Genomic DNA, 14869 nt, shown 5'->3' on the forward strand with positions numbered 1-14869 from the left:
CCAATTAAAATTTTCATTAAACATAAAAACACTCCTATATATTTATAAATCTATTTAGAATGAAATAACAATAAATTTTAAAACAAAATCTTCTATAAAACAAGGAAATATTTTAATTAATTTAATTAAAGTACAAAATTCACCCCGCAACACATCGTTGCATGCTTTTTTTATAATGCTACGATGCGTTTCTTACTATTTAACATTAGAATAATTAAAGTAATTAAAGGAGGTACATATATGGACATTGGGAAAAAAATAAAACATTTAAGATTAATAAATAAAATGACACAAGAAGATGTAGCCAGCCAATTATTTATTTCAAGACAAGTTATATCTAAATGGGAACTAGGTAAAAGTCTTCCCGACCTAACCAATTTATTAGCTTTAAGCAATCTATTTAATGTTTCAATTGATTCTTTATTAAAGGAGGATTCAAATTTGCAAAATCAGATAATAAAACAAAGCAATTACAAAAGATATTTATTAATAGCCGCTCTCTACATATATTCTTTAATTACTATTGTCGTTATATTTTATTGTCTTGTTGCCTTTTTACTTATACCAAAAGACATAAAAACATCCAATCTAAAAGTTATTAATTCCCACTTTTATCAAGAAAGCGATAAAAAAGAAATTTTATATATTTATAGTAAACTAACACCCTTCTTCTCCAATTATTCAGGAGATTATAGCATGGAAATAAAAGATCATGAAATAAACATTCATGCTAATCAAAATTCAATTCCTTTTAGAAATAAAGATGTTTTATTTTCAATTGAAAAAGACATACCCCATGGAATAGATTGGGAAAAAAAAGATGTTTACATTGTAGATGGAAACAATAAAAAGATACTTATATATAACCATAAAAATAAACAACTTTATTACCAACTAAAAAATTAAAAAGTAGGCGATCAAAATTAAAAACATTTACAAATATATTTTTATACTAACTACGCTTATTCTTAATATAATTAGTTCTCTACTCCTTATGAATACTGGATTTACACCAGGGAATATGGTATTCGCTATTACATTTTTATTTTTCACCATGCTATTCCAATCAACTACAATGCTATTCATTATATATATGATTAAAAACGAAATATCTAAAAAGTTAAAAATAATATTATATGTTTTTTTAACACTAGATATATTAATCTTTTTATTCTTAATCAACATGACATATATAGTAGCAACAGCATTAAAATATTATTAACATCTTTATAAGCAAGGGAATGCTTGTAGACTGATTTATACTGCATTCCCTTATTGTATGTATGCTATATTCTTATTCGCCTTTTTCTAACAATAGAACCACGAATCCTAGCGAAGACATTAGATTTGCCCTATCCTAAGATCCATCCTCGCTTGCTATTTTACGACTCCCTTGACCAAAAACACAAAAAATCTACATCATCAAATAAATTTTGCAGCATATCAACAAAAAAACTGAGGAATCCCTAAATCTTTGCAAAACTTTTTTTAGCTCGAGTTTGGATATCACCAAGCCGATACATCCAAAAGCAACTATTGAGGATCCTCGGCTTGAATTGCGATTATACGAGCCGAACCGCTAGTGCCTTCGTTTAATAATTTCACTTATCATATTGATAGATACGTAATACCTGGGGGTTACGTCCCCACACGACAAACAAAATTCTACTTTAAAAATAGCTATAACATCAGATTATCAAATCTAATGTTATAGCTATTTTTGTTTATATTAGATTTTTTAAAATATATTTTGCTGTTTTTATTAATTCTCTCTTTCTTTCACTTAATAGAGTAAGAGCCTAATTTAATTGAATTTCATTTGAAATATGGATATTTATTTTTAACCCCATTATTAAATTAAGCTTAAGAAATAATTAAAAAGGGGTAATCAAAATGGATCAAATGGTAAAAGAAGCACAAGAGTGGGTAAACAAAACCTATACAGGTAGAGCTGGTTATCAAGAAATTAAAGTAACTGGAACAACAGGTTGGTCTACAATGTGGGCCTTAACACGAGCGTTACAATTAGAACTTGGAATTACAGAAACATCTACAAGATTTGGCGATGGTACATTAGCAGAACTTGCAAAGATATGTCCAATTAGTACAACATCTAATACAAATCCAAATATCGTAAAAATTATTCAATCCGCTTTATATTGCAAGGGTTATGGACCTGGTGGCATTTCAGGAACATATGGACCTAGTACACAGTCTGCTATTGCTTCTATGCAAAAAAACTTAGGCTCTATATCAAATGATGGCGCAGTAACTCCTAAATTATTCAAAGCACTATTAACAATGGACGCTTATGTAGTAGTTAATAACGGAAGTGAAAAAATTAGAAAGATCCAACAATGGTTAAACAACAAATATATCAATCGCGCTGACTTTTACTATATGCCTTGCGATGGTAATTATTCACGTGATGTACAAAAAGCTTTAGTGTTTGCGATTCAATATGAAGAAGGTTTACCAGATGGTGTAGCTAACGGAGATTTTGGTCCAAAAACACAAGAAAAAATTCAATCAGTCGTATTAAAAGAAGGTTCAACAGGTCCTTTTGTGTACCTATTCCAAGCTGCCCTTATTTTCAATGGTCACGATGTACCCTTTGATGGTAATTACTCAGCATTTATAGCTACACAATTAAAACAATTCCAAAACTTTTCGTTATTGAAAGCAACTGGTGTTTCAGATTTTCAAACATGGGCTTCTTTATTAGTAAGTACAGGAGATCCAGAACGTTCAGGTAAAGCTTGTGATTGTAGTACAGAAGTTACTCCTGAACGAGCAAAAACATTAGTTGCAGCTGGATATGAAACAGTAGGACGTTATTTAACAAACGCTGACGTAAAAGATCCTAAAAATAAGAAAATTCAAGACGGAGAAATCAATAACATCTTTGCAGCCGGACTTAGTATTTTCCCTATCTACCAAACAAATGGTGGAGACAAAGAATATTTCAATGCTAAACAAGGTGACGAAGATGCAATTAAAGCTTATAAAGCCGCTTTATATCATGGGTTCCCATCTGGAACAACCATCTATTTTGCAGTGGATTTTGATCCAAACGGTGACGAAATTAAAGACAAAATTTTACCGCATTTCAAAGCAATCAACGAACGAATGAAAAAATTAGGAAATGGTTATTACGATATTGGAGTATACGGTTCACGAAACGTATGTATTCAAGTATCAGACAAAAAGTACGCAACATACAGCTTCGTCTCTGGCATGTCTACTGGTTTTAGTGGAAACCTAGGATTCCCATTACCAACAAATTGGGCATTTGATCAAATTAAAGAATACACAATTGGAAGCGGAAATAGTTCTATCCGAATTGATAAAGATATTAAATCAGGTCGAGATAATGGTGTTTCTAAAATGGAAAAAGATAGTAATAACTTATCTATTACAATGCAACTTCTTGAAATGGCAAGATCTACGTATAATGAAGAAAAAGAAATCGGTGAAACAACAGCTTTAGGAAATTGGAAATTATACCAAAAATATAAAAATGAAAGAACTGATCTAGATGTATATGTATATAGAAAACTAGTTATCAAAGGAAAAACAACTGTAGAAGATAGATATGATTATACAGTTGCATTTAGAGGTTCACAACAATGGCAAGACTGGATACTACAAGATTATGAACAAATATTACTAAATCTTGATAAATTACAAGCTGAAGACGCTTCTGCTTATATTGGACAATTAGTACGTACTGATTATCAAAATATGAGAAATATGTATCTTACAGGTCATTCACTTGGTGGATACTTAGCGCAATGGGTACAGAGTGAGATGATTGATGGAGCCTTACCTGGATCTGCATTACTCGCAATAACATTTAATGCACCAGGTTTTAATTCTATCGAAAATCCTGCATTTCCTAGTGAATTCCAAAAGAAAGTAATGAAAAAAATTGAAAATCATAAGAAAAATAAATATGATAGCCTTATAATTAATCACCGTATTAAAGAAGATTTAATAAGTGCTTTCGGAACTAAAATAGGAACATTGCATGTTTATAGCCTTACTCAAGATATTATTGAATTACCACTTAAATATTTCCATGATGCGGCTCGCTTCGAACAAGTAAAATTAAAATAAAAGTATTACTAATCGAAATGTTATATACTTTTATTAGAATTAAATATATTTTAAAAACTATTAAAAGTCCTCCAAATTGTTTAACTGGAGGACTTTATTATTAAAATAATTCTAGTTAATGAACATTATTTTGAAATTCTATTTATCCTTTTTTCTTCTTTTGAATAAACCTCAAAAAAGCCACAAGTAGCATAACAAGCGGTATTACCTGAATAAAGAAGAATCCCCCCAAAAAGTAAAGTGTACGACTAACTAGAGGAGGTTCTATTGTCGACTCACCTGCAAAATAAGCTCCATAATTTGCTACAACGCCTGCATATTCTGCTATCCCACCTATAAGAAAAGATATTGGACTTATAAGTAGGTTTATTCCTAAGCAAACCATTATTCGTGATAGGTTTTTAGCCTTAATTTTTGGTGAACCAGATATAAAAAATAAAAAAAATGAAATACCAAATATAAGAAAAAATAGTATTACATAAAAAATTAACATAATATCCCTCCATAATTTTGATTGTACCATCAATAAAAAAAGAAGGAATCTAAAACTCATAAGAAAAACTCTTTTTATCCTATCAATCTATACATTTTTTTACAAATTCCTAATCTAATTTTATTTTATTTTAAATTTCACATTTATTAATGAATTAGTTAAAAAAACTGTACAAAATCTCAGATATCCTTAATATATTTTTTTCGAAACACTATTATTAACATCTTTATAAGGGTTCAGCCGAGATACGTGTAAAAATAGGTTATATACTTACTTTTATTTCCAGGTTTGATTTATTGAACTTATAAATATTACTTTATCTATTTTTATTAAAAAATTTGTCTATTATGTGTTAACCCTAATCATCCATTAGTTAGCTACTGAAAATACTTCGTTTCAATTGTATGATTAGGGTGTATGATAATAGGTTCAAAAATCACAGAGAAACCCTCGTTCTGATCGTGTTTGAAAATAAAAGTAAGCCTATGACTCATAAATTACATGTATCTCGGCTGTACCCCAGATAGGGTAGACTTTTTTTCATAATGGTAACCCTGCCATTATGAAAAAAAGTAGAAAGTACAATTAACATTGCACCTGATACTTTTACTATTTTACTTTCTTCTAGAAAACAGGCGCTTCCTAAAAAGATTGATAATAGCATATTTTCACCTCCTAAATTGAGCTAGGTGGAGTGTCCGCATTACCAGACAGACACTACCCTAGCTTGTTTGTTTCGACCCCTATATCCTAAGCTCAATTTATTCGGATGGTTATTTATATGTTTTTTATCCATAAAATAGTACTGTAAGTATAACATCAAAAAAATATACTCCATAATAACTTCATTTTGAGAGTTCTTTTGTTTATAAATTAAAGTATTTTTACGTTGCCCCTCATAATGTGAAGATCACTTTGAGCATCCTACGCTATAGCAATACTCATTTTTGAGTAAAAAAGTGGACGCGCGTTTCACGACCTCGTAGCACTGTATTTAATAAACTTAAATTCAATCGTGTCTTTTTAGTTGTCCACGTTGGACAATTAAAAAACACTCCTTAAAAAGTACTTTTTTTATGTATTATCAATAAAATGATGTATTTCTATTTTCCGCTTCTACCATTTTCGATTCATGAATAGATGAGAAATGGGATAATAAATCAGGTTTATTCGCTAACTCATTAGAAACCCATGGTTGTAATAAATAAGGAATTTCCGCATTATTTAAATCGTCAATCATGTATTGCGTCGTTGCCTTTCCAATCATAAAATTGGTTTCAAGCTCTAAAACAGCCCCATCATGTAAAGGAAGAGGTAAAGTCCGATTATACTCGTTATATAGTGAATATATGATGAACTTCTGATAGTCGTTTAATTTTCTTAGTCTTTTTTCTGCTTCAGCGTAGAATTTCTTTTTGACGTTTTTAGATTGTACGGCTTTTGTTGTTCTATAAATCAAATTAATAGTCAGTATTGATAAAGAGACTATAAATACTATACCAATCATAAAGCCGTTCTTTTCCCTAAAACTAAGCATGAAAAGCTTTCCTAGGAAGAAATCTGGTGAAAATAATAGAATTCCTGTTGCTAATGTTAAGGCAGCCATGATGTTATTTGGCAATGTTAATATTTCTTTAATATCAATTTTCATAAGTACCTCCACTAATATCTGTTACTTTAATTATACCATTTTTTGCTTGTTATATAGTCGTTGGAGACGACCTATATTAAATATAGGGGCTTCTCTCCCAATTAGATAGGTGAGTAATAATCACTACCCTCATACAGTACGTGAATTTATTTAAAACCAATACACAAAACGAAAAAATGAATCCTCTACTTCTAAGTGATTTAAACACACTTAAATATTAAAAAAGGGCTCCCCATAGTTGGAGAGCCCTTTTTCCAAAACTCGAACCATTTCTTATCCTTACTTGCTGCTATCATCTTCTTAACTTCTTGAACTTCTCTGATCGTTTGCATGAGCATTTCATCGCGGACCTGGTTCTTCGCTATGTATTCGATAGAATTTTCTGATAATAATGTATCGATTGTATAGCGCTCAATAACTCTGATTCTCTTTGTGCGAATTGCTGATCTTGCTCAACTAAACGTTTGTTTAATTCTTGTAACAAGTAATTTTGCTTTTTAATCACTTCTTGTTGCTCTTGAATCATCGTTTGTAGCGGTGTAGCGTTGAAATCAGGTTCTTCATAGCGCTCAATTTCATGCCGCTCTAATGGCAACACTTCAACGTCTTGATGCCATGATACTATTTGCTTTGTGGCATTTTCTAATGTCATGCCTGTGTCATTCTTTAGGTTTATAACCTTACGAAATACTATTACATCGCTTTCTCTATACTTCGTATGCCCACGTTCGTTTTTTATGAAGGTATAACCCTCTTTTTCAAGTACATCAGCATACTTACGTAATGTGCTAGATTGGATATTTAATTGCTCTGCCACTTCGCCAGGACTATATAATAGCGTCTCACCTCAAAAATATATTCGCTATAGCAATGATATACCCTTTTTCCTAATAATTCACTTATCACTTGTTTCAAACTCTTAATTTCCATACTCTTTACATAGGGAATTTGTATAATTCCTATTACAGACCCAATTTTAAAATTGAATACTCATCACATCCAAATACCCACATCCAAATCTTTTTTCTATATACAAGATTTTATACAAAAAGAGAATAACGGAGATCCCTAGAATCCTTGCTATATCAACGATGTATAAAATCATGTATAAGAGATACATAGACAGAAAGACAAGAAAACTCATAAACACAAGGTTTCTATCAAAGTATTTGCTACCGATAATAAGACGTTATGTTAACCAAGCATGAATATGGTATACATAGAATTAAGAAAATAAAAAGGGAATTTAACTCTGGAGGACATGTAATGGAATTTTTCATGAGTTGTGAAGTTTGGAAGACGGTTAAACATAATGATGTAAACCTAATAAAAGAAGTAGAAAATACCTTAAAAAAGCTTGAAAATAATCACTATGGTAATGAGATTGAAAGCATAGGTATTATTCCAATTATTGTTGAGATAATACCCGAACTTGAGGACGCAGGCTTTTTCAAAGAAAGAAAACTCTTCAAAAGAAAAGATAAAGAAGCGGATATAAGATTAAGAATTAATATTAAAACGTTTTTAAATGCTGATCGTGTCGCAAAGAAATTGTTAATCATTAAAAATGTCATTGAGTGTGTAAGAATACTAGGAACAAAGGCTAAGAAAGATTTTAATGCTGAAAGATTAGAAAACGACATTCTAAATTTGTTTAAAGTTGAAAAAGAAGTAATTAATAATATTGATATGTAAGTGAATTACGTATTACTTCCAATAACGAGAATTATGTAAATGAGCTGTCTATATGGGCAGCTCATTTTATTTTTACTTAGCGTATTTTTTCCAAGATGCTTTTAAAATTACCTTTTTAGTTTTCCAATCCATATAATTAAATATATGGATTGGAAAGGAAGGAATACATGTTATTTTCTCACATTAAAAGTTCTTTTCTGATTAAATAATAGTATTTCAACTGAAATTATGATTAGAACTAAAAAAACTAAATCTATATTACTTGTACAAAATTAAACTTTCTTCTTTTAAAATCAACAAGCAAATTAACTCTTTTATTTGTTTTTTTGTCCAAAAATAAAATAAAAAATCATTATTTATTATAAAAACTTTGATTTAATTTATAGCAAACCTATAAAATTTTCAACACACTTTTTTATATACTTTTCCTCTTAAAAATTACACTTTTATCAATTAAGATGTTATACTCTTAATTGTAGAGGGTTTACCTCTACAAAGTAATTTTGGTAAAATAAATACCAAATAAACAAAGAATATACACTGTTTGTATGAAAAAAATTAAATTATATCATTAACAATATTTCTTATATAGCTACTATTAACTTCCTACAAATAACTAAAATTAATCAATAAACTTTAGTCAAAATAAAAGTTATTAGTACAGTTAATATTTAATTTTTTTATCAAGTTTTTGAATATTAATTTTCAAAACTATCCTATCATTTATAAAAAAATTAAATAATTATTTTTTTATTACTGTAGTATTACTGTAGTCATACAGTGTAAATTCTTTTTGCAAACCAACATAGTGATATTTCATTACCAGTTTTAACCACTATTTCCGATTAGTAATAAACTTACAAAAAGTAGGTTTATATAAAATGAATCCATAAAAAAGAGAATAAACGGTGCAACGTTTATTCTCATATGTAAACAACAATGAAACGGATTCATAAACAGCTTAATACACGACTTATTTACTTAAACGTCCTATGTAGGTGCAACTACTTGGGCGTTTTTGTATTTTTATTTTGGAAATAAAAAGTTATCCCTAATGTTCCGACTGTCTGAACCACTAAACAAATCGATTTAACAATATCTGGATGTTTCAAAAGTTCCACTCCCATCACCTCCTCCTTTCCACAAATTGGTTGGTGTGGAGGCATGAGTCCGTTCATATAGTTGATACTATCATTCTAGCACATTATCCAAACAGGAAAAAGTAAGCAACCCATTTTTAAACCGAAAATATTTCCAATAAACCTCAACTAGCCTACATAGGCGCGTTATTAGCCACAATAAACACAACCGATATTTTTTTCGACACCAAACGACAATTCACTTATATCACCCAAAACCGTCCTACGCTCTTCGTTCCTAGTTTCACTTAATTACGAACAATCTTCAAAAAAATTCAATTTTCATCTTATAAATTAACCTTTTTTCTATAAACGGCATATATATTATTTATTTTTAGTCCTAAAAATTTGTAAGAGGAACTCCTCTGTCGAAAAAATAAAATTCAAAGGTACGAACATATACCCTGTAAAAAACACATATAAATTAGAAAAGTTAACAATTAAATTTAAAGTTAACATAAATAAAAAATAACAAAAATAATAATCAAAAAACATATAAATTATAAGGTTTTTTCATTATTATTTTTGTTAACTTTATCCAAAAACAATCTTCCTAAAACAACAAAAAAATGTTATATTGTTAACAAGATGACTAAAGGAGTGAATAGTTAATGAAAATTACTATGATGAATAAGGATTCTGGAAACTCACTTGATATGAACTTAATTGATGGTTTCTATATTGAAACTCCTACAAACGTTGTAGAAATCAGCAAAGATGAAGCTGACTCTCATTTTGTAGCAACCATTACTAATCCTAAAGAATTATTATCTCGCCTGCTTATTTCAACAACAATCCCAGGAGAAGACACTGAACGATTCTTCTTAGTTGGAGACGAGGCTGCAAAACACGCATTAGCTAACAATCATGTCAATAAACTTCATGACAAGATTACAAGCCCTATCCCTTATGTGATGTTTTTATCAGCTGTTTCTTTCTATCATGCTATTAATGAACAGCGCGAATCGGATGACAATACAATTGAAATTGAATATTTCCAAACAATGTTACCTATATGGTTACTGAAACGAACAGCCAAATTTAGTGAAGCCCAAAATGCCATGGCAGAAAGATTTGCTGGAGAGCATGAAGTTAAAATACATACTCCAGGAATGGAAAAAACTTTAAAAATAACTGTAGAAAAAGCAACTTGTCGTATCGAAGGCGAAATTGCACGTTTAGCAATTAAAAAGAATTTTGAATTAGAAGATCGTGAAGAAGCAAATCAATTTGATAACAACGATACAGTACTGGTCGATATTGGCGGTGGAACAATTGATCTAGTATTATCACCAGCCGGTTTAAAATCACCTAAGAACCGTGATTCTATGCAACCGATAGACAAATTATCTTATCTATCTCATATTGAAAAATTAAGAAAAGAAAAGTTCCTAGAAAAATTCTCTGATTTACGTTCATTTGAAACATTTATAGTAAACAATTTCCAAAAACCAAAAATGGAATTAGTTGATGGAAACACTGGCCAGCGTGTAGATTTAACGGACAAAGTTCGCTCTTCTCTAAAAGAATTTGCTAAGTTTCTAATTTTAAAAATCCAAGATGTAATGCCTGCGCCAGCTGATAAAGTTTATAAATATGTTTATTTCGGTGGTGTTGCCCCAATACTAGAAGCTAGCATTCATGAAGTCATAGAAGAAATGTATGGAGCTGAAATCGCTCAAGCAAATCATATTTTCTTACCAGATTCACGCAAATTAAATTTATATGGTCTTGAAGTAAAAAGTCGCGGTGAAATGCTGCAAAAAACAGAGAAATAAGTATAGCCAGAAAGGAGGAGCCGCATTATGGGTCGTACTAAAAAGACCGAGAAACAAACAGTGTTTGGGCTTCGAACAGATCACATGAGCGAAGAAGTTTATAATCACCTTGAGCAAAAAGCCCGCTCAAAAAAGCTGGCAACTTATATTATTCAATTAGTTGAACAAGACTTAACACAAAAAGAGCCCTTTGATGCAAAAAAAGAACTTCTAAATGTCTCAAAAAACCAAGAACAAATGATGAATGCCATAAAACAAATTACACAAACAATTTCAGATCTCCAGGTGGCTCCTGTATCTGCTGTTCTTATGCAAAACGATGATAATACCCATAATTCCCTGGCAGACGATTTATTAAAAGACGTAGGTCAAATGGGACAATTAATAACTAATACCAACATTACAGGATCATTAGACGAAGACGATTTAGAAGATCCAGATTTCTAAAACAAAAAAGAGTTGCTGTCATATGAGCAACTCTTTTTGTTTTGTATAAACTTAAAATATCCCAAATAATTTCTTCCTTTTGGGTTCTTGGTTAGAAATATCAGCTTTAGCGTTGATTTTTTTTAATTCCGTCATAATAAGATCAAGTTTCTTTTCTAATTCCTGATTTTTTTCACGCTCTGCTTCAAGCTCTTGTTTGAATACATCATTGCTTTGACGTTCGATTTCAAGTTCTTTTCGAAAACCTATAAATTCAGTCTTTATATCTTCTAAAAAATTTCGAATTTCGCTCGATATAGATTGTAGCGCGTATTGCTCCTCTTCACTCTGAGACCTTTTCACAGCAACTTCCGAACGCGCTACACTCTGTGTCGCACGAGATTGCTGTGTCATCAACACGCTAACAGCGTGATTCAATGAAACCTTAGTTTTTTCTCTAATCTCTTTTAGAGTATTAAAAACTTTCACATCATCGGCATGATACAGTCTTGTATCGCCATCTTTATTAAACTCATAACCTTGTTTTTCGAGTTCTAAGCTATATTTTCTAATTGTACTTTCTGCTAGATTGGTGATATGGGAGACATCTATTGTTTTTAAGTACACTTCACTTACAACATCATCGTTTCTCTCCATTCAACCACCTCCATTATAGTATTGCTACACTCTTACCACACTATCATTTTACTAATCCTTAATACCCATTGTACACTTTTTATTCTGCTTGAAAGCAAGAATTTTTCATATTTCGATTTCCACTTAATACTTGCAAGGGACTCCCATAGCGCTCCATATTATTTTCTAATTAGTCTTCGCTTTAGCTACTCAGCATACCTGTATCAATACTATAGCATCCATTAATTTTGATCTTTGTTATAGGGATCCCTATTTTCACTTAATTACTTTGTTAATTCCTAGAGTACCTTTTTCTGTCTTCCCATTACTTTAGTTTATTCTTTAACAACCACGCATTCAACTTGTGCTATAGCATTGATATACTCTTAAAACAAGATTTGGATGAAATGCATGAATCACAAAAACTTATTACAACCACCTAAGAACAAAAACAAGGATTTTGGTCTAAGTTCTTTTCAAAAAATAAAGACGTATGATGGAGTTTTCCATCATACGTCTTATTCCTGTTCTAACATAACAAAACCGGTTTCTTTAGAAGGTTCTATCCCTAATTCATTTAATTTTGCCACCAACAAAAGTATTTGTTTTTCAAACCTATTATTTAATGCAATGTCAGTAATACGAATCACTTTCCATCCATTTATTTTCATGTATTTATCCCGTCTACTGTCTCGTTTGATTCCTTCTGGTGTTCGATGAAAAGGCCCATCAATCTCTACGTCTATTTTTAAACCATTTGGGGCAAAAAATGCAAAATCTAACTTAAAACGCTTATTAGGTACTTTATATTGTACAGTTGGATAATAACCTTTAAAGCGCAATGCATCATATACTCGCTTTTCTAATTTGTTAGAGCATTTCACCCGTTGCGAATCATTATTAGGATTATAAGTAGATGATGGAGTGAGAATTTGTGCCAAAAGAAAAAATATAATTGTGCAACCCAATACAACGAATAAACCTGTCATCTTTTCACACTCCAATAAAAAGTTTTAAGCTAATGCTCAAAACGTAATATACCCAAACCCTTTCTATATATCCTTTTCCAACCACATATCTTATACAAATAAAACAAAACAGTCTTTTTTTATGTTCTTTAGATATAGATTAAGTTGAATTTTTTTGGAAAGTGCTTTGCAAAGATTTGTTGTATAATGCGTAAGTCAAATCTTTGCATTGTATGTATACCTCATTCCAATCAAAATTATTAATAAATCGTTCGTGTAAATACTCTATGAATCTCGTTCTCTTGTATTTTACTTAAATTTAAGTTGAATTGAATTGTATACGAATTTAACTTCCTGTCCATAATTGTAAATAAAAAATTAAGGACAGGAGAGTGAGCTAAATGTTTTTCCGCAAAAATAGGACTAAATTAAAAAAATGGTTAGATCGGCAAGGAATTGAACAACAGGAACTAGCCAAAAAGTCAAAAGTTTCTGTTCAAACGATCAGTAAAGCATGTAGAGATACAGATTATATCCCAAAACCTGAAATCATGAAAAAGCTATTAAATGCTATTAGAAAAATTGATCCTTACGCCAAAATCAATGACTTTTGGGATATGTAAAAAGCACAAGAAACAGTATCTTGTGCTTTCATAATTTTACTTTGACTGAACCTATTTGAACCGAAATATCTTTAGGTTGCTGAACTTGTGTAAGAAAATGCTGAATAGAAGGTGCTTGAAAAATACGGAAATTAGAACTAGAGATTGGATATTTGAGGTCAGTAAGGATTAAAAGTGAGGGAAATACCATATTATGTTTCGGTTGCCAGGATTCTTTTTTCCATTCCATGCTACGATAATAAGATTCATAACGTTTTATTTTCGCTTGGATTGTAGCCTTATTATAAATGGAGTTCTGAACTTCTATAAAAAATGGACTTTTACGCCAAATAGTAAATATATCGGGTTCCATATAACCTTTTTTGTATTTAGGTTCTACTTGAAAAATTTTCGGTCTTTCGGTTCGTAATAACTGCTTATATACATCCACAATCGCTAAAAAGTGACGTATCTTTTGGCTTCCTTTACGAATGGTATTTGGATAAGGGAAATACACGTATGGACGTTGTGATGTATCTACATCAATATATCCTTCGCGGCTTAACCGCTTTGTAACAGTATTACAGCATGTTACTGCATTTTTCACGTTTCTAAAATGAAGATCAATAATATCATTACGCGACATACATCTAAATTGCTGTAAATGGCCTATAATTTGCTTATCTCTATTCGTTAGCATCATCTAACACCCCAAAGACTTTATCGTCTTGATGACCCTGTTCTTCCTTCTTTGTACTTTGCTCTTTAGATAAACGATACGGTTCTATTATTTCTTTTGCCTGGTCCAATGCCAAAAAAGGAGCCTGCACCTTTTTTAAACCATCTAATTTTAAAATCATTTGGCCTGATTGACTTAAATTTTCTGACCCAGGCGTCCCCACAATGTTACTGTTAATTAAATCAGCACATTTAAAGCCCATTCTTACCGTCAAATTAAGCTTTAACTTACCATCAAGTATTTTTGCATCTGGACGTTGCATGCTTAGCATGAGGAAGATACCAAGCGTTCTGCCGACAGCTGATATTTTTTCTATTATGGTGACACATTCCTTTTCGTCCTGTAGCATTGCTACCTCATCAATGACAATAAAAATATAGGGTAAAGGTTTATCCTTTATTATTTGATTATATTCATCAATATGACCCAGCTCATATTCTTCCATTAACTTTCTTCTATGCAATACCTCTTTCCATAATTTTGATAACATACTTGTCATTTCGTGTTCTTCCATGCAAACATACTTCACATGCCTCACTCTTCTTAAAAAATGAAACTCTGAATTTTTTAAGTCTCCCAGGTACAAATGTAAATGCTCTGGTGACATATGTTGGATTAATGTG

14 protein-coding genes and 1 pseudogene are annotated in these 14869 nt (G+C 30.9%); 6 read left to right on the plus strand and 9 right to left on the minus strand.

The genetic code is table 11. From position 1 onward, the window contains the following. The first annotated feature begins 240 nt into the window (after window positions 1–240). Together MR160_RS28950 and MR160_RS28955 are read left to right on the plus strand one after the other, a co-directional pair. On the plus strand, window positions 241–906 hold the full coding sequence (locus tag MR160_RS28950) for a helix-turn-helix domain-containing protein (protein ID WP_242298813.1): 666 nt from the start codon (window positions 241–243) through the stop codon (window positions 904–906). A 987-nt stretch (window positions 907–1893) separates the two neighbouring features. Continuing rightward, the gene (locus MR160_RS28955) at window positions 1894–4119 is read left to right on the plus strand and encodes a glycoside hydrolase domain-containing protein (protein ID WP_242298814.1); all 2226 of its coding nucleotides are present in this window, start codon (window positions 1894–1896) and stop codon (window positions 4117–4119) included. A gap of 142 nt (window positions 4120–4261) precedes the next feature. Here MR160_RS28955 and MR160_RS28960 read toward each other — a convergent pair whose 3' ends face one another. The 4 genes and pseudogenes from MR160_RS28960 to MR160_RS28975 form a co-directional block, all read right to left on the minus strand. Continuing rightward, the gene (locus MR160_RS28960) at window positions 4262–4612 is read right to left on the minus strand and encodes a hypothetical protein (protein ID WP_242298815.1); all 351 of its coding nucleotides are present in this window, start codon (window positions 4610–4612) and stop codon (window positions 4262–4264) included. Between the two features lie 490 nt (window positions 4613–5102). Further along, window positions 5103–5276 carry a hypothetical protein gene (locus tag MR160_RS28965; protein WP_242298816.1) on the minus strand — a complete coding sequence of 58 codons (174 nt, stop codon included), beginning with the start codon at window positions 5274–5276 and terminating at the stop codon, window positions 5103–5105. A gap of 420 nt (window positions 5277–5696) precedes the next feature. Next, on the minus strand, window positions 5697–6263 hold the full coding sequence (locus MR160_RS28970; RefSeq protein WP_242298817.1) for a superinfection exclusion B family protein: 567 nt from the start codon (window positions 6261–6263) through the stop codon (window positions 5697–5699). 200 nt (window positions 6264–6463) lie between these two features. Next, window positions 6464–7080 (minus strand): annotated as a pseudogene (locus MR160_RS28975) (DUF3967 domain-containing protein). 449 nt (window positions 7081–7529) lie between these two features. Between MR160_RS28975 and MR160_RS28980 the strand changes: the two are divergent. Then, window positions 7530–7958 carry an Imm44 family immunity protein gene (locus MR160_RS28980; RefSeq protein WP_242298818.1) on the plus strand — a complete coding sequence of 143 codons (429 nt, stop codon included), beginning with the start codon at window positions 7530–7532 and terminating at the stop codon, window positions 7956–7958. 1004 nt (window positions 7959–8962) lie between these two features. Here MR160_RS28980 and MR160_RS34910 read toward each other — a convergent pair. Further along, the gene (locus tag MR160_RS34910; RefSeq protein ID WP_255805689.1) at window positions 8963–9085 is read right to left on the minus strand and encodes a hypothetical protein; all 123 of its coding nucleotides are present in this window, start codon (window positions 9083–9085) and stop codon (window positions 8963–8965) included. A 623-nt stretch (window positions 9086–9708) separates the two neighbouring features. On the opposite strand from MR160_RS34910, the gene MR160_RS28985 reads away from it, so the two are divergent. Further along, complete coding sequence (locus MR160_RS28985) at window positions 9709–10875, plus strand: Alp7A family actin-like protein (protein ID WP_242298819.1); 1167 nt, start codon at window positions 9709–9711, stop codon at window positions 10873–10875. A gap of 27 nt (window positions 10876–10902) precedes the next feature. Then, on the plus strand, window positions 10903–11322 hold the full coding sequence (locus MR160_RS28990; protein WP_144514604.1) for a hypothetical protein: 420 nt from the start codon (window positions 10903–10905) through the stop codon (window positions 11320–11322). 51 nt (window positions 11323–11373) lie between these two features. On the opposite strand, the gene MR160_RS28995 is transcribed toward MR160_RS28990, so the two are convergent. Continuing rightward, on the minus strand, window positions 11374–11958 hold the full coding sequence (locus tag MR160_RS28995) for a hypothetical protein (RefSeq protein WP_242298820.1): 585 nt from the start codon (window positions 11956–11958) through the stop codon (window positions 11374–11376). A gap of 497 nt (window positions 11959–12455) precedes the next feature. Further along, window positions 12456–12926, minus strand: a complete 471-nt coding sequence (locus MR160_RS29000; protein WP_144514606.1) for an endonuclease domain-containing protein — start codon at window positions 12924–12926, stop codon at window positions 12456–12458. A gap of 380 nt (window positions 12927–13306) precedes the next feature. On the opposite strand from MR160_RS29000, the gene MR160_RS29005 reads away from it, so the two are divergent. Continuing rightward, the gene (locus MR160_RS29005) at window positions 13307–13528 is read left to right on the plus strand and encodes a helix-turn-helix domain-containing protein (protein ID WP_000466109.1); all 222 of its coding nucleotides are present in this window, start codon (window positions 13307–13309) and stop codon (window positions 13526–13528) included. A 28-nt stretch (window positions 13529–13556) separates the two neighbouring features. On the opposite strand, the gene MR160_RS29010 is transcribed toward MR160_RS29005, so the two are convergent. Beyond that, window positions 13557–14210, minus strand: coding sequence for a replication-relaxation family protein (locus MR160_RS29010; RefSeq protein ID WP_242298821.1), 654 nt, complete (start codon window positions 14208–14210; stop codon window positions 13557–13559). Then, a partial coding sequence (locus MR160_RS29015) for an FtsK/SpoIIIE domain-containing protein (protein ID WP_255805695.1) occupies window positions 14194–14869 on the minus strand: 676 nt, incomplete at its 5' end. The genes MR160_RS29010 and MR160_RS29015, both read right to left, overlap by 17 nt.

The sequence above is a fragment of the Bacillus cereus group sp. BfR-BA-01382 genome (assembly GCF_022663475.1).
Taxonomy (GTDB): Bacteria; Bacillota; Bacilli; order Bacillales; family Bacillaceae_G; genus Bacillus_A; species Bacillus_A thuringiensis_S.